Source organism: Novosphingobium sp. B 225, assembly GCF_002198665.1.
GTDB lineage: Bacteria > Pseudomonadota > Alphaproteobacteria > Sphingomonadales > Sphingomonadaceae > Novosphingobium.
Window position 1 is genome coordinate 1 of the sequence record NZ_MWLM01000003.1, and the last position, 21,664, is coordinate 21,664.

Annotated in this window: 10 protein-coding genes and 1 tRNA gene; 9 read left to right on the plus strand and 2 right to left on the minus strand. The window is 59.6% G+C overall.

Annotated features, from left to right (window positions below):
* Positions 1-70: 70 nt before the first annotated feature.
* Entirely contained in the window at positions 71-1,717 is a 1,647-nt protein-coding gene (locus MNBBLIKP_RS00260; protein WP_088306520.1) for a M20/M25/M40 family metallo-hydrolase, read from the minus strand.
* A gap of 123 nt (positions 1,718-1,840) precedes the next feature.
* Between MNBBLIKP_RS00260 and yghU the strand changes: the two genes are divergently transcribed.
* From yghU to MNBBLIKP_RS00275, 3 genes are all read left to right on the plus strand, one after another.
* Entirely contained in the window at positions 1,841-2,683 is an 843-nt protein-coding gene (yghU, locus tag MNBBLIKP_RS00265) for a glutathione-dependent disulfide-bond oxidoreductase (RefSeq protein WP_088306521.1), read from the plus strand.
* Between the two features lie 174 nt (positions 2,684-2,857).
* Positions 2,858-2,932: transfer RNA gene (locus MNBBLIKP_RS00270), tRNA-Gln, on the plus strand.
* 161 nt (positions 2,933-3,093) lie between these two features.
* A complete protein-coding gene (locus MNBBLIKP_RS00275; protein ID WP_176399578.1) occupies positions 3,094-4,389 on the plus strand; it encodes a tyrosine-type recombinase/integrase in 1,296 nt (431 codons plus the stop codon).
* A 624-nt stretch (positions 4,390-5,013) separates the two neighbouring features.
* On the opposite strand, the gene MNBBLIKP_RS00280 is transcribed toward MNBBLIKP_RS00275, so the two are convergent.
* Positions 5,014-6,774, minus strand: coding sequence for an alpha/beta fold hydrolase (locus tag MNBBLIKP_RS00280; protein WP_088306523.1), 1,761 nt, complete (start codon positions 6,772-6,774; stop codon positions 5,014-5,016).
* Between the two features lie 576 nt (positions 6,775-7,350).
* On the opposite strand from MNBBLIKP_RS00280, the gene MNBBLIKP_RS00285 reads away from it, so the two are divergent.
* The 6 genes from MNBBLIKP_RS00285 to MNBBLIKP_RS00310 all read left to right on the plus strand — a co-directional run bounded on the left by MNBBLIKP_RS00285 (position 7,351) and on the right by MNBBLIKP_RS00310 (position 21,340).
* On the plus strand, positions 7,351-9,054 hold the full coding sequence (locus tag MNBBLIKP_RS00285; RefSeq protein ID WP_217896636.1) for a ShlB/FhaC/HecB family hemolysin secretion/activation protein: 1,704 nt from the start codon (positions 7,351-7,353) through the stop codon (positions 9,052-9,054).
* Positions 9,055-9,074: 20 nt separating this feature from the next.
* Positions 9,075-16,784 carry a beta strand repeat-containing protein gene (locus tag MNBBLIKP_RS00290; RefSeq protein WP_176399580.1) on the plus strand — a complete coding sequence of 2,570 codons (7,710 nt, stop codon included), beginning with the start codon at positions 9,075-9,077 and terminating at the stop codon, positions 16,782-16,784.
* Positions 16,785-17,008: 224 nt separating this feature from the next.
* Positions 17,009-17,659, plus strand: coding sequence for a response regulator transcription factor (locus MNBBLIKP_RS00295; RefSeq protein ID WP_088306526.1), 651 nt, complete (start codon positions 17,009-17,011; stop codon positions 17,657-17,659).
* Positions 17,659-19,014 (plus strand): sensor histidine kinase, encoded by a 1,356-nt coding sequence (locus MNBBLIKP_RS00300; RefSeq protein WP_088306527.1) that lies wholly within the window; start codon positions 17,659-17,661, stop codon positions 19,012-19,014. The genes MNBBLIKP_RS00295 and MNBBLIKP_RS00300 overlap by 1 nt, the downstream gene beginning before the upstream one ends.
* 113 nt (positions 19,015-19,127) lie before the next feature.
* Positions 19,128-19,331, plus strand: a complete 204-nt coding sequence (locus tag MNBBLIKP_RS17655) for a hypothetical protein (protein ID WP_140420475.1) — start codon at positions 19,128-19,130, stop codon at positions 19,329-19,331.
* Between the two features lie 644 nt (positions 19,332-19,975).
* Positions 19,976-21,340, plus strand: a complete 1,365-nt coding sequence (locus MNBBLIKP_RS00310) for a M24 family metallopeptidase (RefSeq protein ID WP_254912858.1) — start codon at positions 19,976-19,978, stop codon at positions 21,338-21,340.
* Positions 21,341-21,664 lie beyond the last annotated feature (324 nt).

Sequence of the window (21,664 nt, forward strand, 5' to 3'; positions counted from 1 at the left end):
CCCACATGCCCCCTCTGACCCGCCTTTGGCGGGCCACCTCCCCCAAAGGGGGAGGATTTGGGAGGAAAGTCTACTTCCCCACTTTGCCCCGCGCCGCCGCAAATTCGCTGCCCGGTTTCCACGCAGGCCAGCGCGTTGAATTGGCGAGATCGGTGGCGATGGTATCGACCAGTTCGATGTCCTGCACTGCGCCGTCCAGGTTCCACTTCGCATCCCAGGCGTCACAGGCCTGGTGATAGCAGCGCCCGGTATAGTCATCGATCCACGCCTGCCCGGCCGCCTTGCCGCCTTCGACGATGTCCGATGCGCCCGCCAGCCCCATCATCAGCAACACCGGCACCCCGCGCTTGGCCATCGGGAAGTGATCGGCGCGGTAGAACAGGCCGCGTTCGGGCAGGCTTTCATCGGTGACGGTACGGCCCTGCTTGGTCGCGGCGGAGAGCAATTCGTCCTCCATGCTCGACTGGCCCTTGCCGATCAGCACCACGTCGCGCGCACGGCCAGCGGTTTGCAGCACGTCGATGGTCAGATTGGCGACCGTCTTGGCCATCGGATAGACCGGATCCTGCGCATAGGCCTCGCTGCCCAGCAGGCCGCGTTCCTCCGCCGTCCAGAACCCGAACACGACCGAGCGCTGCGGCGTCGGGGCGGCGACCATGCGCCGCGCCACTTCGAGCACCCCGGCCACGCCCAGCGCATCATCATTGGCCCCGGCGCGGTAGATCCGGCCCTGCGCGTCGGGCTTACCCTGCCCGTAAGCGTCCCAGTGCGCGCCCAGCATCACGACTTCGTCCGGGCGCTTGCTCCCCGGCAGCCGCGCCAGCACGTTCTGGCTGGTGACGACTTCGTGGGTGGAAGGAATCGCAGCCGATAGCGTCACCCCGTCCAGTGGCACCGGCTTGAATTTAGCCGAGCGTGCGGCGATGCGCAGCTTGGCCAGATCCTGCCCGGCCATGGCGAACAGCTTGTCCGACAGGTCATGCGCCAGCCAGCCCTGCACGGCCAGACTGGTCTGCGCCCCGTCCTTGCGCACCAGTCCGTAATTCTCTCCGCCGGGGCTGGTGATCACGTTCCAGCCATAACCGACCCCTTCGGCGTCATGCACGATCAAGGCCGCCACGGCCCCGCGCCGCGCGGCTTCCTCGAACTTGTAGGTCCAGCGGCCGTAATAGGTCATGGTCTTGCCGCCGAACTTGCCCCAGACCTTCTCGTCATGGGAGGCGCTGAAATCAGGGTCGTTGATCAGGAACACCGCGACCTTGCCCTTCAGGTCCTGGCCCTTGAAATCGTCCCATTTGCGTTCGGGCGCGGTCACGCCGTAGCCGACGAAGACCAACGGCGCATTGGCCACTTTCGCCACATCATCCCCGCGCAGCGTGGAAAGGTACACGTCAGTTCCCAGCCCCAGCGGCAAAGTGCCTTGCGGCGTTGCCAGTTCAATGCTCTGCGGCGTGCCCAGCCGGGTGTGGAGCAAGGGCACCTGCTGGGTCCATGCGCCGTCCGGCCCGCCGGGCTGCAACCCAAGTGCCTGCAACCGCCCGATCAGATAGCCGACCGTCCGTTCCTCCCCCAAAGTCCCCGGCGCGCGGCCCTGGAACCAGTCGCCCGCCATGGTGCGGACCGTAGCGGTCAGGTTGTCGGGATCGATCGCCTCCTGCGCAGAGAGCGGAGCGGAAAGGGCAAAAGCCGCGAGTGCGGTCAGAAGTCTGCGGGTCATCGCCCATGAATTAGAACCATGGCTGGCCAAGGCAAGGCAAGTTGCGCATTATCCCCCCTTGCGAATGGCTCGCACTGTAGCCATTCAGGCATAGTTACTTACAATCTTTGAGAGGAGCTCCCCATGGCCGATGCCGAATATACCCCGCCGCCAGTCTGGGTCTGGGACAAGGCCAATGGCGGACAATTCGCCAATATCAACCGCCCCACCGCAGGCGCGCAACAAGACAAGGAGCTGCCGGTGGGGGACCACCCGTTTCAGCTCTATTCGCTGGGCACGCCCAACGGCCAGAAAGTGACGATCCTGCTGGAAGAGCTGATCGCCGCTGGACATGCCGGCGCGGAATATGATGCGTGGATCATCAACATCGGTCAGGGTGACCAGTTCGGATCGGGCTTTGTCGATCTTAACCCCAACAGCAAGATCCCGGCGATGTGCGACCGCAGCGGGGCAGAACCGCTGCGCCTGTTCGAAAGTGGCGCGATGCTGCTGCACCTGGCAGACAAGTTCAAAGCCTTTATTCCGCAGGATCTGGCCGGGCGCACCGAATGCCTGTGCTGGCTGATGTGGCAAATGGGCAGCGCGCCGTTCATCGGTGGCGGCTATGGTCATTTCTACCACTATGCCCCGGTTAAGCTTGAATATCCGATCAACCGATATGCCATGGAAACCAAGCGCTTGTTCGACGTTGCGAACAACCGGCTGAAGGAAACCCGGTTCCTGGCGGGCGAAGACTATTCGATCGCGGACATCGCGGCCTTCACCTGGCTCGGCAACCTCTACACCGGCCTGGCCTATGGCAACACCCGCGAATTCCTGGAACTGGAACAATACGAAGCGGTCGGTCGCTGGGTGACCGAGATCGCCGCCCGTCCCGCCGTGCAGCGCGGCCGCGTGGTCAACACCCAGCGGATGCCTGAACGCCATTCTGCTGCCGACTTCGAAGGTGTGGAACTGGTTGTATAGACTCTGTTTCAGCTGAGCTGAAGCAGGCACCACCGACCTGCGCCCCGTGCCGGCCACCAGTCGCGGATGGCCGGGAGGGGGCGTGGGCCGGTGATCTTTCCATGGAAGTGGATCAGACTCTAAACCCCCTTTCCAACCGGGCGCGGCCTGCCTATAGGCCGCGCTCCGGCATGGTGGGGCGTCGCCAAGTGGTAAGGCACCGGTTTTTGGTACCGGCATTCGCAGGTTCGAATCCTGCCGCCCCAGCCAACTGAATCCTCGTGATTCGGTTACGGTACAGTGATTTACGGACAACTCCTGGCAAAAATCAGTTAGACTCGGTTTGCCCCTGTTGGCCCGAGTTTGACCCATATTGTGCCACGATTTGTGCCATGATCTTACTGCCCCGGAGACCGTCCGGAGTTGGGCTCATGTCGAAGAAGTTATTGTTTTCGCCTGCATCTATCGATTCTCTGCGCAAGGGAGTGTTGGTCGATCCTGTGTCACCAGGATTGGCTGTCGAAATCATCGCGCGAACTGGAAGAAAGCGCTGGAAGTTACGGAGAAGAATACCAAAAACGTCCGTAATCGTGACTATGTTGGCTGGATTCTACCCAAGCGTCACGATCGCAGATGCGCGCGAGTGGGCCGAAAAAATCAACGAACAGATTGACGCCGGCATCGATCCGCGGGTGGTTCTGCGCGAAGAAAAGCGCCGGGACATTATGACTGTGTCCAAGGCACACGAGCTTTATATGGTGGCAGTCAACGAAGGGCGATCCTCTCGCGCCAAACGGCCCAACAAGCCTCGGACGGTCAAAGACAAGATCGACATCTTCGAACTGGACATCAAGCCAGTTCTTGGCACGCGTTGCGTCTACGAGGTGACCGAGCGCGACCTGATCAACCTGGTCGAAAAGAAGGGCCGGAAAGCCAAAATCCGGGCAAATCGCCTCGCAGCCGAACTCAAGGTTTTCTTCGGCTGGGCAGCCTCGCTGAGAGGACTTGCCGTTGGCTTAGAAACTGATCCATCCCGCCGCCTTGGTGACCTGCGGTTTCCAGAAACGCCTCGCTCCAGGAAGCTCAGCATGCAGGAGATTGAATGGTTCCTTGCAGCATTGGTCGAGGAGCAGAAGCACTTTCAGCGCGGCATGTTGCTGTGGCTGCTCACTGCCGCACGGATATCCGAAGTCGCCAATGCCCGGACCGATGAGATCGAAGATGGAATCTGGACCATCCCGAGCGAGCGCTCGAAAAATTCGACTGAACACAGGATCGCGCTCGGCCCCTGGGGACTTTCGTTGATGGAAAGTGGCAGTGAATGGGTCTTCCCAGGCGATAAGATCAAGGGACCGCGCAATCGTTCGGTCTGGTACAAAGCCAGAGACCGGGTCCACGCTCGAATGATCGAGGCTTCTGGACAGCAGATCGAACGTTTTACGCCGCACGATTTCCGAAGGACGGCTCGGTCGAACACGAAACGTCTCAACGTCGACTTCGATACGGCCGAAGCGATGCTCAATCACGTTAAGAAGGGTCTCGAGCGCACTTACGATCTCTACGAGATGGAAGAAGAGAAGCGCGCTTGGTTCCTCAAATGGGAGCGCGAAGTGGCTGCGATTGCGGAGCGTGTGGGGGTGGCTGAGGAACTCGGCGTGCCCCCGAACGAGAGATCAATCCCATTACCGGCTGTTGGACCGCTCGAAGAGCTACCAAAGTGCGCGTGAATCAAGCCATTTCTGCACGTCGGAAAGTTTGAATCTCGGGCAGTTGCGGTGTTTGCTTCTCCCACTGCCAAGCTCATATTCCCTTGGAAAGCCTGCGGGCCGGGACTTTCGCAGTCGATCAATTTGCCTTCGGGAGAGCCGGGCCGCCAGCGCGAACTCTTCAACGGTTATGAAATTGATTGGCACTCTTTCCGATGGCAAATCATTGCCATCGCAACGCTTACGTCCAGAATCTTGCAGCACGACTCAAACCTTGAGCTACGCGTTTTTCTCCTCCTGCCAATGTGATTGCAGGGATCCATCCTGTAGGAAATCAAAAAAGAACATATGAAGAACTTATATGTCGAGCGGGAGCGATATCGCGGAGGGGTGCGATGCGATGTCGGGGGCGGGGTTGGGGTCAGATGGAAACCCAACTCAGGATTGCTGGTCTGTCCTTACTAGCAGTGCTGAGGCAGACTTGGGATTGGAGGGTCGGCAGGCCGAAGCCGGCAGTGAGGGCATGGCTTGTCTGGCAATCAGGCAGGCTATCATTAGTCGCCTAACCAGGCCGCTGGACAACCTATGCCCACACTGCGGCTGCAAACCCATCGGGTCACCCAGCAAAAATCCACCAAAGTAGCGCTATGGCGTTGAATATCGCCGAAGCTGGTGCAGAATTGCCTCAGGATACTGGTATGCAAGCAGTTGCCCTGTGTCCGCAAATTCAATGACATCGATATTGGACGCGCGCGCAGCGAATTCGCGGACTGTTTCGATCGGAACCCATGGCGATTGATCGCCGACCAGCAAGGTAATGGGTACCGTGCAACGCAGTAGGCTGTCCCGCCAATCCGTAGTGAAGGCGACGATGTCTTGCGCCCAGGCGACATGAGCTTTGAAATGAGGGCGTAGAATGGCATGTGAGCCGCGAATGAGCGCATCCAGAATGTCAGGGTTATTGAGCGCAAGGCGATCAGCTTCTGAACCATCGAGCACCAGTTCGAGGAAGCGTTTGACCCCTTGCCGATAGGCAAAAATGAAAAAGATCATCGCAATGAAGCCGAGCGTTCGCGGCGCGGCGCGGCCGTTTGCCATGACAAATCTAGTGAATTTATCGAGGCGGGCGAAATGGCCGGGCTCGACTAGCGGAAGCATTGCGCTGGCACCGATGATGGCTGTAACTAGGCCTTCCTCGCGAACCGCCAGCTGTGTCGCAATCCGCATATCACTGACCATACAGACGATCGGGACGGGTCCGATTTTCAGAAACCGCAGCAGCTCGACGATATCGGCTACGCCGGTATCGGCTGCGTCCTGTCCCGCCGGCAATGGCGAAGAAAAACCATATCCCGCGCGGATCGGAACGATCATTCGATAGCCGGACTGTGCCAGCTTGAATTCAGCATCAGCCGGCAGCCGGGTCAGGCTGATATTTCCGGGCAGCAGCAGAAACGGTTTTCCTCCTTTGTCGCACAGGTCGAGATAGTTGAAACGCCTCCCATCGCTCAGCATCATAGTCTGGTAGATGTTGTTCAAGCTTCGCGCGTCGGGTCTGCCCGCGTCATCGGTGCCGAATGCGCTCGCCACGTCAAACAGGCCCAGCGCGAGCCGCACCACCTCGACTTGAGTGCGGGTTTCTGTTTTGGACAGGAGCGCATGGATGTGGGTCCGGATCGTCCCTTCGGAACGTCCGGTTTCGATGGCCATTTCTCTGACATTTCGTCCCAGCGTAAGGTCTTTGAGGACGTCGCATTCCGCACCGGTCAGTCCGAACGAGGCTTCGAGCAGACCGGACAGCTTGCCGGGCCAGGAGACTGCGCTCGTGATCACGCCGACATAGTCTCTGTTTTCCAGAAGCGGATCGACCACCAGTGCCACCAGTGGCGGCGAGTCGCCGCGCTGCCGTAAGCGAAGCAAGCGCTGGCGCGGGGAGGAATTAACTTGCCGGACGAGACACTGGCGCAGAAATTCAGCGTCAGCCTCTTCGAGACCAAGCTCTGCGATACCTGCACCGGGGCTAATCCTGAATGCCTGATCGGCAGCGGCATTCATAGTGACGACCCTGGCGTTACGATCAAAGACGATCGCAGCATGGTTCTTCATCCTCACCCAGTCGTCGATCGAACTGAACACGGCTTCCGAAGAGATCATCATGGATTGCAGGATCCCCTCAACCCGTGAGAGGTGCGGCATGATCCTTTCGTCAGACAGGACCCCGAGATCGGCAAGCGGGCTGGATTCCGGTCGTTGGGAGCCAACGGACGTATCGATCCGATTGGTCCAGTGAGAGACAAGTTCATCCAGCCGCTCAGGTTCAAGGGCAATGTCATAGAGGCTGGCGATCAGGTCAGCATCCCGCACATCGCCAGCGATCAGCGATCTGCCCAGTTCCTGCTCGCTCATTGCGTCCCCATCTTCTGGCTTGTTCCGAAGTACCTCTGAAATTTCATTTTTGTCCGACAAGCCAAGCTCTGCGTAGATTTCGCAGATCGGTCAAGTGCGGAGATTCGAACACAAAGTTGCCAACTGTCGCGCCATTTTGGCACAGAGAGGGCATGCTCTGGCAACCATTTCCCGAAAGTCGCGCGATTAGTTTGGATTAACGGTTACACGCAACAAAAGTGAAAATTAGGTCTGCAATTGCGCCGTTTCGCATTGCTCATACGCATCCCCTCTGGACTTTCGCGAGAACAAATCGCTCGGATCGTCAGCTTGGACCAATCACCTTTTGGGCGTTATTTTCGGACCTCATAGCGCGCATCTATCATTTGATAGATGCGCGCTCCCAATCTTCTTGGGAACCTCGTTATTGATGGCATTGAACTGAATCAACGGGGGCAAGACGATGGCTGAGTTCGCGGGTTACCCTCCGTTTCGCTTTTGCTTCTGTCGGCTTGCAGCAGCAGCGCAGCCCAGGATTACATGCGCGGTTCTGGGCACACCCCCAATGATCAACCTGCGATTGCAATGACCAGAGCCATGATGAACCCTGGGCGGCATATCCTTATCATCGCTGGAATGGTCCTGTACTGCGCGGCAAGCGTGGATGCGGTCGCTCAAACCGTCACCGGGGGGCGGTCTGGCACGATAAGAGATGCGGATCGTCCAGAGCCGATGCCAAAATCTCAACCGCGCTCGGCGCCGGACGTAGCGTTGGATGAGGCGCCGCAGAAGTCAGCGAACGACGTCAGCTTTGAATTGCGCCGGATCCGTTTTGATGGCGTCACGATATTCGGGCCGACTGAACTTGAAGCGCTTGCGGCAGCGGTCGTCGGCAAGGACGCCACGCTTTCCGATGTGAGGCGTGTCGCGCGCGAGCTCACTCAGCTCTACGCCAACAAGGGATACGGCTTCTCATTTGCCTACGCACCCGAACAAACAATTACCGATGGGGTCGTCCGGATTACCGCGATCGAAGCCCGGCTCGGCAAGATTGAAGTGCGGACGAGCGGAAAGGGCGTATTTGTAGGGCAAGCCGCCCTGCAGCGGCTGGCCGAAGCAAGGTTGGCTCACCTCCGTGGAACGGGGCCGCTGAGCTCCGGCGCACTTGAACGGGCGCTGCTGCTGCTTAATGATCTAGGCGGAATCTCCGCCCGGGTCACGGTGGTCCCGGCATCGGCAAGCAACAGCGCTTCGGATCTGATCGTCACGATCGATGCAGATCCGGCGCAGGCGCGACTGACCATCGACAACCGGCTACGCCCGGAATTCGGACGCTATACGGCCAGTTTGGGCGTCACATTGAACTCCGTCCTCCTGGCGGGCGATACATTGGCAGCCAGCTCCAGGACCGGACTCGACCATGCCGCGTTGAAGTCTGTTTCGGCCACATATTCGGTCCCGTTTGGTGGACAAGGATTGATGGTGTCGCTGGGCGGTTCGCTGGCACGGACCCGCGCTCGCACTGGCTTGCTGGCCGCTCTGGATTTTCGCGGACGCGAAGCTGGCTGGAATATGGGGCTCAGCTATCCGCTGATCAGGTCGCGCAGCCGCAATCTTTCCCTGGATGCCGCGTTCGAGGCAGTCAACAGTCAGTCGGCACTGCTCGGCAGCATCCAGGTGCGCGACCGGATCAGGACATTTTCGGCCGGGGTCAGCTATGACTGGGCGGATCGCAAAGGCGGCAGGTCGATCGCGCATCTGGGCATTGCCAAGGGGGTGGCCGGACTTGGCGCGACGCCGTGGTTCAATCCGCTTGCCAGCCGGATTTTTGCGACGCCAGCGACCACCACGCTTTCGGCCCGGCTCTACAGCGAAAGGCCGACGGGGCCGGTCAACCTGCGGATCAATCTTGAAGGCGAAGCGACGCTTGCCGGGGCAAAACTCGCCCCGGTTGAATGCGCCTATGGCGGCCAGCACGCAGGCCAAGCCTATTTCCCCGGAGCCATTGGCGGCGATCATTGCCTGCTTGGCAGCATCGAGGCTTCCCGCACGTTCGAGCTGAACGGCGGGGCCCGACTCACACCCTACGCATTTGGCGATTTTGGCCTGATGCGGCAACGTGGTGGCCTAGACGTTGGTGAACTGCGCCATGAGGAAGGCGCATCGCTGGGCATTGGCCTGCGGGGTTCGCTCCCGAACAATCTCACTATTTCGGCTTCGCTTGCCAAGCCGCTGATCTCGTCGATGACCAATCCGGACAGGGGCCTGCGCCTGTTTGGGTCAATCGGCATGACGCTATGAATCGGAACTGGAGGAATACCATGGCCACCACCACCTTGCGTCGGCTCCTGTTGATCACCACCACCCTGTGCGCAGTGTCGGCAACGCCGGCCTGGGCCGGCCCGGACGGCGCGCAGATCGTGGCGGGCGGGGCAAGGGTTAGTGGCCAGGGCAGCGGCGATGTCACGGTATCGCAAAGCACTGACCGGGCGATCATCAACTGGCAGTCGTTCGATGTGGGTCAGGATGAAAGCATCCGCTTTCAGCAGCCTAGAGCGGAATCGATCACCCTCAACCGGGTTACCAACGGCGCGCCGACCCAGATTCTGGGCAGCCTGACTGCCAATGGCAACGTGTTCGTCATCAACGGTAGCGGTGTCGTGTTCGGCAAGGATGCAAAGGTCCATGTCGGCGGGCTGGTGGTCAGCACCGCCGATACCGACAACCGCGCCTTCCTGCGCTCCACTGGCCAGTACCGCTTCGATGCGGCCGGGGCTGAAAATGCCGAGATCGTGGTACAGGGATCGATCAGTGCGCGCGATGCGGGGATTGCTGCCTTTGTCGCGCCGCACGTAGTCAACAGCGGGCTGATCCAGGCCAGGCTGGGGCGGATAGCAATAGGGGCGAGCGATCGCTTCACGCTGGATCTTGCGGGCGACGGGCTGATCAGCTTTGCGCCGGGTGACGGCTTTGCCCGCGTCGATGGCGGCGGCGGCGTGGAATCGACCGGAGCGATCAGCGCGCAGGGCGGAACCATCCTGCTGACCGCGAACGCCGCGCGCGATGCGGTGAACGGATCGGTGCGGGTGGACGGGATGGTTTCGGCCAGCGGTGCGAGCCGCAATGCCGACGGCACCGTCAGCCTGACCGGCACTGCCGGTCGGATCGCGATTGCCGCGACCGGCGATGTCGAACTCGGCAAAAACGCGCTGATCGACGCGTCAGGCAGCGCCGGTGGCAACGTGGCGATTGCGGGCGCGCTGCTCAGCCACGATGGCGCGATCATCGCCGATGGCGCAGGCAGTGGCGGCACCGTGCGGATCGGCACCACCGGGCTGGCCTTCCTGAACGGCGCCGTCAGTGCCGATGGCGGCACGGGCGGTGGTTCGATCGATGTTGGCGCGGCCAATATCGCCAGCACGGCCCGCCTCAGCGCCAGCAGCACGAGCGGCACCGGCGGCAAGATTGCGCTGGCGGCGGACGATCACACCATCGCCACCACATCGTCCCTGATCGACGCCAGCGGCGCGGCGGGCGGCTCGATTTCGCTGAGCGGGGGCGCAGGCCTGTTCTCGTCCAGCACGATGCTGGCGCAGGGCAGCGCACAGGGTGGCGGCTCGCTCGATCTGCACGGGCAGGCAATCACGCTGGTTGCGGCGACGGGTAACGTCGATGGCCAGAGCGGCGGCGGGGCGATCCGGATCGGCAATTCGGTGCAGGCCGATGGCAGTCTTGCCATCGATGCCGCCAGCGTCGAGCTGTCGCCCGCAACCACGCTAAGCGCATCGGCACTGGGCGGTGGCAAAGGCGGGACGATTGACGTCTGGTCCACCGACCTGACCCGCGCCTGGGGCACCACCAATGCGCGCGGCGGCGCGAGTGGGGGTGATGGCGGTGCGATCGAGCTGTCATCCAAGGGCGATGTCGTGTTCGGCGGCAGTGCCGATGCCAGCGCGCCGCTGGGCGTGAAAGGCAGCCTGCTGCTCGACCCCCGCAACCTGACCATCGACGATGCCACCGCCCGCTTTCCGCAATATGAACTGCTCGATCCACATCCGGCGGCGGGGAATTCGTTTGGTTTTACCACGCTGATTCTGCCAACAGGCAAGGTCGTGGTAAGTTCGGAAGGTGATGATTTTGCCGCGCTGAATGCTGGCGCGGTCTATGTTTATGACATTGTTACTGGTGCCCTGGTAAGCACTTTGACGGGGTCACGCGCGAATGATGCGCTCGGTGCACACAGCATCACACCTTACGAAGATCGAATCTCGGTTCTGACCAATGGCAATTTCGTCATCCGCAATTCCGTCTGGGACAACGGTGCGCTGGCCAATGCCGGTGCGGTTACCTGGGGATCGGCCAGCACAGGCATCAGCGGCGTCGTTTCCGCGAGCAACAGCCTTGTGGGCAGCAAGGCGAACGACAGTGTCGGCACGCGGGTAACAATCCTGCCCGGCGGCAACTATCTCGTTTCCAGCCCGACCTGGGACAATGGTGCGGTTGTTGATGCGGGTGCTGTAACCTGGGCTTCGGGCACCAGCGGCATCACCGGCACCATTTCTGCGCTCAACAGCCTGGTGGGCACGTCGGCGAATGACCGGGTCGGACTTTCTCCGATCACGGTACTCAGTAACGGCAACTATCTGGTCAGCAATACCTTCTGGCGCAACGGCGCGGCTCTCAATGCGGGTGCGGTAACCTGGGGATCGGGTCTGACTGGCGTTACGGGTGCCGTATCTTCAGCAAACAGTCTGGTCGGAACCAAGGCGAGCGATCAGGTCGGCACCTTCGTTACCGCCCTGTCCAACGGCAATTATCTGGTTGGCAGTCCGAATTGGGACAATGGTGCGGTGGTCAATGCCGGGGCGCTGACCTGGGGATCAGGGCTGACCGGAGTTGCCGGAGCCGTGTCCTCTGCCAACAGTCTGGTCGGTTCGACCGCCAATGATGGCGTGGCAGCCAATCAGGCCAGCATAACCGAACTGACCAACGGCAATTACGTTCTCGTCACGCCGAACTGGGATAATGGCGCAGTCGTCAATGCCGGGGCAGCAACCTGGGGTTCGGGGACTGGTGGCACGGTCGGCGCGGTCAGCGCGGCCAACAGTATCGTGGGTTCCGTGGCCAGCGATCAGGTTGGGAACAAAGGCGTTCTGGCGCTGACCAATGGCAACTATGTCGTCAGCAGTTCGCTGTGGGACAATGCCGGCGTGGTCGATGCCGGGGCGGCAACCTGGGGATCCGGGACCGGCGGCACCGGTGGGGCGGTTTCAGTCAGCAACAGCCTGGTCGGCACGACAGCGGGCGATCAGGTCAGCTCGATCAGCCCGATCGCGCTTTCGAATGGCAACTATTATGTCCTGAGCACCAACTGGCACAACGGAGTAATCGCCGGGGCGGGTGCGCTGACCTGGGGCAACGGCACGGGCGGCACGGTTGGAAGCATTACGGCCAGCAACAGCCTGGTGGGAACCGCCGTCAATGCCCGGGTCGGCAATGTTACCAGCTCTGCAGAACTGGCCAACGGCAACCTTGTTGTTGCCCAGCCCAATTGGACCGATGGCAGCGCGCTGGCAATGGGTGCGGTCACGGTGCTTGGCGGCACCGGCGGCACGGTTGGCGCAATTACTTCTGCAAACAGCCTGATCGGATCGCAAGCCAATGACCGGATTGGCTCTGGTGAAGTGCACTATGACCCGCAGTTCAATCCTATCCCGATACCAGCCATTACAGTCTTGCCGAGCGGAAATTTTGTTGTTGTCAGCCCAACTTGGTCGAATAGCGCCGGTGCGGTCACCTGGAGCTCGGCGGCAAGCCCGACAGTCGGCGTGGTTTCGTCAGCCAACAGTCTGGTCGGATCAACCGGCCTGGCAGGCAGCAACCCGGGTGATGCTGTAGGGGCTTCCGTGACCGTTCTGACCAACGGCAACTATGTCGTTTCCAGCCCCGGCTGGAATAATACAGCAACGGGTGCTGACAATGCAGGGGCCGTAACTTTTGGATCAGGCGTCAGCGGCATTGCCGGTGTCGTGAGTGCCTCCAACAGTCTGGTCGGAACGCAGGCCGACCAATACCTCGGCGAAGCCAATGATCAATTTGTTGGCGGGACTACCGGCATTACGGCGCTGACGAACGGAAATTACGTCGTGAGCAATCCGGGCTGGAACAATGGCACAGGCGCTGTGACCTGGGCTTCGGGTATCACTGGAATATCCGGAACAATTTCCGCCGCGAACAGTCTGGTGGGTGCAAATCCGGGCGATTATTTTGGCTATTACAGCGCATTCGCGCTGTCCAACGGGAATTATGTTGCAAGAACACCTCTTTGGAAGAATGGCGGCATAGTTGCCGCTGGGTTGGCGACCTTGGGATCAGGAACGGGCGGCACAGTCGGAGCTGTTTCTGCAAGCAACAGCCTGGTTGGCACAGCAGTAGAAGATACCATCGGGGGGCTAAGTGCCGACTGGGAGGCGCCTGGCCGCTTCCTGATCGAGCTTGGTGGCGGCAACATCCTGTTGCAGAATTCCAAGTCTGCGACAAATCGCGGCATTGTGACATGGATGTCCGGAACCATCCCATCCACCGGTCCGGTCAGCTTGGAAAACAGTTTCATCAGCACCGGCTCAGCCCATCCATTGCAATATCTGGGCAGCAGCGGATCAGCTTTCCTGGTCGGCGAGACTGGTGGTTCCCCCAACCAATCGCGCATCTACGTCGGCCTCAGCGATCTCAATGCCCTCACTTATGCCCGCGCGCAGGCGCAGGACATGACGATTTCATCGGCGGCGGTGCGGCGGGTGCTGGATAGCGGGACGGCGCTGACCTTGCAGGCCAACAATGACATCACGGTCAACTCAGCGATCACCGTCAATAATCCCACCGGCAACGGCGGGGCGCTGACTTTGGCGGCGGGGCGGTCGATTTTTGTCAATGCCGAGATCACCACCGACAACGGCAATATTGCGCTCTATGCCAACGATCTGCTGGCAAACGGCGTAGTCGATGCCCAGCGCGCGGCGGGCGATGCGGTGATTGCCTTTGGCGCGAGCGGATCGATCGATGCCGGGACCGGCAGCATTGCGATCGACCTGCGCAGCGGCGCGGGCAAGACCAACAGTGGTAGCGGAGCGATCACGCTCGGCTCGCTCAGCGGTTCGGCCATCTCGGTGCTCAACAGCGGTGCGGCGGCGAGCGGCGGGATTGCCCTGAGCAGCGGCGCCCAGCTCAGCGCCAGCGGTGCGGGCAATGCGATCGTGCTGGCCGGGCGCAGCTTTACCAACAACAGCAGTGCAGCGGCGCTGAACCTGACCGGCGACGGGCGATTCCTGGTCTATTCGAATGACTGGGACGCCGATCTGCGGGGCGGGATCGTGGCCTCAAACCTCTATAACCGCAGCTATTCCAGCACCCCGCCAGGATCGGTCACCCAGGCCGGATCGCGGTTTGTCTATACCCGCCAGCCGATCATCACCGTAACACCTGATGCGGTCAGCCGCGAATACGGCCTGGCCAATCCGCAATTTACCGGCTCGGTTACCGGCGGGCTGGTCAACGGCGATGCGGCATGGGAAGCCTTCACCGGCACCCCGCTGTTCACCACTTCGGCCACGCCGGGTTCGGGCGTGGGGGACTATGCGATCACGCTCGACAGTGCCTCGCTGCTGTCAGACATCGGCTATGGGTTTGCCGTGGCACCCGGCGTGCTGACCATCACCAGAGCGCCGCTGACCATCACGGCGAACAGCTTCAGCCGGATCTACGGCCAGGCCAATCCGCTGTTCACCGGCACGTTCAGCGGCCTGCGCAACGGCGATGGCAGCGATGTGGTTTCCGGCCTGGTCTTTGGCACCGCCGGCACCCTGGCCAGCAATGTCGGCAGTTATGCCATCACTGGATCGGGCGGCAGCGCCACAAATTACGATCTGACCTATGTCGATGGTACATTGACCATCGATCCGGCAGCGCTGCGGCTGATCTATACCGCCAATCCCTATAGCCGGGCTTATGGCGTTGTGGATCCATTTGGCGCCTATGGAGGATCAGTTTCAGCGATCGGACTGGTCAATGGCGATACCTTGGCCGGGGTCACCAACGGTAGTCTGGCCTTCGGCACGCCGGCCTCCACCTATTCCAACGTCGGCAGCTATGCCCTGATTGGCAATGGCCTGTCTGTCAGTAGCCCCAACTACGTGCTGAACGCGGTTGAGCAAGCGGCGGGCAATGCCACCGCATTGACGATCACCCCGCGCCTGCTGACGCTGATGGCGAACCCGGTTTCGCGGATCTATGGCGGCATCACGCCCGCAAGCGGCACCGCAATTGCCGCTGCGTCTGATGCAACCACGGGGCTTGTGAATGGAGACACGGTGTCAGCGGTCGATCTCGCCAGCGCAGCAACGGCACTGTCGGGCGTTGGCAGCTATGTATTGGGCAGTTCCAATGCCGTGTTCAGCAACGGGTTGTCGAGCAACTATTCGATCACCTATGCGTCCAATGCGAACGGCCTGACGATCACCCCGGCACCGCTGACCATCACCTATACCGCCAATCTGGCCAGCCGGACTTACGGCGCAGCCGATCCAGTCTTTTCCGGAACGCAGGCGGCATCAGGTCTGGTCAATGGTGATACGTTGAGCGGGGTTACGGCGGGCAGTGCCAGCTATTCCAGCTTGGCGAACGCCACCTCTGGCGTCGGCAACTATGCGATCATTGGCAGCGGCCTGTCGGGAAGCAGCGCGAACTACATCTATTTCTTCGAGCAGGCCCCTGGCAACGCGACGGCGCTGACAATCACACCGGCCCTGCTCAACATCATCACCGCAAGCCTGACCGGTTCGGCAAGCAAGACTTACGACGGATCGCTGCTTGCCAACCTTGTGGCCTCAAACTTCCTGCTGACCGGCTTCGTCAACGGTGATGGGGCGAGCGTCAATCAGACGGTGGGCAGCTATGCTTCGGCCAACGCCGGAACCGGGATCGTGGTGACGGCAGCACTTGCGCGGAGCAACTTCGTGGCGAATGCCGGGACCGATCTTGGCAACTACATCCTGCCCACATCGGCCTCTGGCGCAATCGGCACGATCACCAAAGCGCCGCTTACGGTTACCTACCTCGCCAACCTGCTGTCCCGGATCTATGGCAACGCCAATCCGGCGTTCGGCGGGAGCGTGAGCGTGAGCGGACTGGTCGGCACGGATACCTCTGCTGGAACCCTCGCCGGTTCGGCGGTGTTTGCGAGCACCGCCAATGCAGTGTCAAACGTTGGTAACTATGCCATCACCGGTTCGGGACTGTCCGGAACCAGCGGCAACTACAGCTACAGCTTTGTCCAGGCGGCGGGCAATGCCACGGCCCTTTCGGTCACCCCGCGTTCCTTGTCGATTACCGCGAATGGCCAAAGCCGGATTTATGGCAATGCCAATCCAACCCTGACCTACACGATCGGCGGTATGGGCCTCGTGGGCGGTGACACCCTGTCCGGCGCACTGGCAACAGGAGCGACAGCGGCTTCGAATGTCGGGACCTACGCGATCACTCAGGGGACGCTGGCGGCCACGCCTAACTACGCGCTCAGCTTCACCGGTGCCAGTCTGTCGATCACACCCCGCTCGTTGACCATCACCTACACCGCCAATCCATACAGCCGAGCAACTGGCGTGGCCAACCCCGTTTTCACGGGAACGACGTCGGCCAATGGCCTGGTCAACGGCGATACGATGGCAACTACCACGACTGGTACGGCAGTCTTCACGACAACCGCGACGACAACCAGTGCTGCAGGTAGTTATCCGATCAATGGCTCGGGCCTGAGCGGCAGCAGCGGCAACTATAGCTATGCCTTTACACAAGCACCCGGGAACGCCACCGCGCTGACCATCACTGGCACGGGTACGCCGCCACCGCATGATGACGACGATGATCACGACGACGACCATTGTGACGGCGATCATGGCGGGCACGGGCACGGGCACGGGGATCACGGCGGGCGCGGCCATGACAAACAGAAAAAACGGAATAAACGGCGACACTGACCGCAAACCAGCGCCACGACGATAGGAACAACTGCCTGCGATAACGCTTGGTTGCTGTCTAGCAACCTATCGGTTGCTGGCATTTCAAGACGCTGCCCGCTGCTTGTCCAGAGTCCATGTCAACACTTCCCTGCTTGAAGATCGCAAGCGAGCGAGTTAGCGTCGCTGACTTGCAGTTGGAAGCTTTCGAAGTCCTCTTTGGACGCTAAACCTGGTGACCGGAAATGACAGCGCAAGCCACGGACAAAAACTGGGGGGCGACTACCAAGGGCAACACGGTCTTCATCGTCGATGACGATGCCGAGATTAGTCAGTCGCTGGAATCGCTGCTTCGTTCGTTGGGCTATCAGGTCGAGGCGTTCACAAGTTCGCAAAGCTTCCTCGATCGTGTCGAAGAAGGCGTTTCCGGATGCGTGTTACTGGACGTTCGGATTCCTGGGATCAGTGGCTTGGAAATACAACGGCGTCTGGCCCAGGCACAACAAACCATTCCAATTGTCTTCCTTACGGGTCACGGCGATATCCAGATGGCCGTGTCCGCGATGAAGGCAGGTGCCGTCGAATTTTTGCCAAAGCCATTTCGCGAACAGCAGCTAATTGACGCGGTGTCGGAAGCCATGGAACAGTCTGTGCGCGCCGAGGAAGATGGCCGCATCCGCAGCACCTATCAAGAAAACATGACCGCCTTGTCTCCAAAGGAGCGCGAAATTCTGGACGACCTGTCGTCCGGACTCCATATCAAGGAGGTTGCGTGCAAACGTGCCTTGAGCACATCCACCGTCCGAGTTCATCGGAGAAATATAAATTTCAAAATTAAATCGACGAGCTTGAGCAATTTATTGATTTTGCACAACAAGTATGGTCGAAATACCTGATGTTTCTGGATCGATTTCTGCTCATGTCCCAACCGGAATGGGGCGAACTTTTTTCGAACCGGAAGTTTAATATTGCGGCCTATATCTGCATCTTCATTGGATTCGTACTTTGCATTATCAATGACGGTCCAGATTTAGCAACAGGCGAACTTAGCCTAAAATCCGTCTATGCAATAATAATTCTTTCTGTCCTCACAAATTTGGCAATCGGCATATATCGCAAGAGATTTTATGCCATACCTATTGCAGTGCTTTGCTTCGACTTAGTGTTTATATTAACAATATTGTATCACACATTTATTTTAAACAAATCCATAAACGCCATTACAGTTTGTTATTCTGTGATGTATTTTATTATAAATGCAATAATTTTCAATCTTAAATCAGTACTTATACTAAATTTTGGAGTTTTTGTTGCGGTCGCATTGTGCGCCGCGCGGACCGTCTCCGCCGAGGATGCAGCATCAAGTGCATCGCCATCGTTGATACTCAATGCGCTCATCCTGAGCGCTGCCGGCTTCCTGCTGCAGCATCTGGTCCTGTCTGTGCGGGCGATGCTCATCGAAAAGCTTGGCGCGGTCACGTTGCAGATGGCCGCCCTAAAGGCTGAAATGGAGATTGAAAAAGCCAAGAAGGAAGCGCGCGAGAAGACGATTCAGCTCAATCGCATATCAATTGTCGAAGCTCTCGGTGCTAGCATCGCCCACGAAGTCAACCAACCAATCGCAGCCGCTTTGACCTATTGCCAAGCGGTCCGGAACTGGTCCGTTGTCGAGTACCAAAACGCGCCGGAAACGCTTTGTGCGCTCGTCGGCGTGGAAAGCAACGTCGCCCGTGCCGCACGACTGATCGAAAACATTCGGCTCCTCACGACTCAAAAAGACCGCAAATATGCCATGGCCGACATCCGTGAGGTGGTCAGTGATCAGGTCGATCTGATTCAAAGTGAATTTGAACGTCGCCACATCAGGCTTCGGCTCCAACCATCGACGGGGGAGACCACTGCCCTGGTCTGCGCGTCAGAAATTGCACTTGCGACCATCAACTTGCTACGCAATGCAATGGAGGCATTTGACGCATCTGTGCAGGACGCGCTCGTATCGGTGCACTGTCGCCGCTCGGGCACTGATTGGATTGAAATCCATGTCGTCGACAATGGCCAAGGCCTCTCTCCGGAGGAGGTCCAGACCGCTTTCGGCGCGTTCCAGACCAGCAAGGAAACTGGTGTCGGGATCGGTCTTTCAATCTGCCAGGAGGTGGCCGAGCATCACTCTGGCTCGATGTCCTTAACCGCAAATTCCAACGGCGGCGTGACCGCAACGCTTAGGATAGCCATCGACCCAGCCAAAGCCTAAGCGTTTCGTTTAGGCATTTGCTGATTTGCTTAGGCAATCTGGAGTTTTGGGAATTGCTGGCGCTCTGAGCCAAGAGTAACATTTCGTTTGCTTTGACCGGTAGGAATACGGCTGTGGAACCTGGCGTGCATCGTCGATCGAACCTGGCTCTGGCCGTCATTCACGATTTGAAGCACGAATGCGCCGCTGAAACGGTCCTTAGTGACCCGAAGGAAAAATTGCTGGCCGACCTGAGCCAGATGCTCGAGGATTTGGACGCTTTGGGTCTTTCCCTCGCGGCAGTCCACGTCGATGCAGCGATTTGTGCCCTCAAGTAAGGTCTGCATTGCCTGATCGCGTTGGGCTTTGAGAATGACAGGGCATTTGAGGGTACTACCGCGCTTTAGCGGTGCCATCGCCGGTTGGCCGCCATCCTGAAGTCTAGAGATCTCCGATTTGACCCGATCAGCCGCGGTGCTCAGAGCGGGGTAGGATCCACATAGCGTTGCGTTGGATCTCGACGAGCAGACCAGCCCTCCCTGAGTTGTCCTCCTTGATTGTTAATGCGATTGCGCCTTCCCCCGCCATGGTTGGCCGCGGGTCGAAAGCGACCAAACCGAAGCCCAGACATTTCGGTTTCGTTGTTTTCGGGCCCGGTGGGTGGAACCTCAAAGCGCTGTACGGCTTGACCGTGCCAAATTGACGCTGTCAGCGCTGCGATCAGGAGCTCTGCGTCAGTGGAAGGTTAGAAAAGTCCTTCATCGTGAGCCTACATGGCCGGATGCGCGATGAACTGCAGGATTTCAACACGGTCATACCTCATTAGAAATTGGTCGAGACGACCCCCGCCGCGCTTGCCAACCAACCGGTCTGGGATCAGCCCCAGGTACATTGCCATCCCATCAAACAACCATCATGAAGGTGCGAGACTCTGCCTCTGACCGTTTACAATCAGGGGAGCACATCAGCGAATGAGGACGAAATGAACAAGCGCAGCCTATTTCAAGCAATGTTGGCTGCCGCCTGTTTCGCGCAGCCAAGTGCAACCGTGTCGGCCTCGATCATGATGAGTGAGACAGAAGAGCAAGCACCTGCTTTGCCGCCGATCCTGACGGCGCGCGAGCGGGCGGAAACCGAGAATCGCATCCTGGCGGCGCGTCTCGATACGGTCATCCCTGCAATCATGCGCGCGGAAGGGATCGATCTGTGGCTGCTCGTGGCGCGCGAGTATTTTGAAGAGCCGGTGGTTGCCTCGATGCTTGACGCCGAGAATATGCACGCAAGGCGCCGGACAATCCTGATTTTCCACGACCCGGGCGGCGACAGGCCGATCGAGCGGCTCACGGTCAGCCGATATGGCCTCGGCGGCCTATTCGCTCCCGCTTGGGACCCGGCAAAGCAGCCAGATCAATGGCAAGCGGTTGCCAAACTGATTGCCGCGCGCAACCCGTCCAGAATTGCGGTCAATACATCCAATCTTTACCCGTTCGCTGACGGTATGACGGTCAGCCAGAATGGCGGGTTCCTGGCTGCCTTGCCGCAGAAGCTTCACCAGCGGATTGTCAGCGGTGAAGGGCTAGCGATCCGCTGGCTGGAAACCCGCACTCCGGCCGAAATGGAACTGTACCCTTCCATCGTACGGACCGCTCACGCCGTGATCGGAGAGGCCTTTTCTGCAGCAGTCATCAAGCCGGGCGTGACGACAGCCGAGCAAGTGCAATGGTGGTACCGCGACCGACTGCTTCAGCTTGGTCTCCATGCCTGGTTCCATCCTTCGGTGGGAATCCAGCGCCGAGGCGTAAAGGGAATGCTTGAAGGGGCCGAAGTCATCCGGCCCGGAGATCTGGTTTGGACCGATTTTGGGATCACGTACCTGCGGCTGAACACCGACACGCAGCACCTCGCATATGTTCTAAGGCCGGGTGAGCGCGATGCGCCGATGGGGCTGCGGCAGGGGCTGGCAAACAGCAACCGGGTCCAGGATATCCTCACGCGGCAATTCGCCGTCGGTCGCAGCGGCAACGAGGTATTGGCCTTGGCACGGGCAGAAGCTCAGTCATTCGGTCTCGATCCGGCAATTTATTCGCATCCGATCGGTCTGCATGGTCATGGTGCGGGGCCTTCGATTGGCTTCTGGGATAACCAGAACGCGGACCCGCGCGGCAACAGGCTGATCGGTCCAGATACCGCTTGGTCGATCGAACTGACATCATACTCCAATGTGCCCGAATGGGGTGGCCAGCGGGTCGATTTTCGAGCTGAAGAAAACGCATTCTTCGACGGCAAAAACGTGCGCTTCATTGATGGACGCCAGACCAAACTTTCGCTGATCCCGTCGGGAGTTTGAGCGATCTGCAATGCTCTAACCGAACCATCCGGACTGCCACAACTGCAGGATCAAGGAACTGTGGACCTCGTCCTAGCCAAGCGTTCAGTGTTTGAGACTGGTGAGACATGCAATGGTCGCTTCTCGGCGGCGAACATCGGCAGCTTGTTCTAGCGCCATCGCGGTGCCAAGATCTTTGCCGCAGGGATTGGCCGGAAACGTTGACATAGCAATTGTTCCGCGTGCCATCGAAGCATCTTGAAGGCGGCCCTCCGTCCACCGGCCTAGAAGCCCGACACTGGGACTTTTCTGCTACTCCCAAATTAGCCTTCGAGCGGCTGGGGC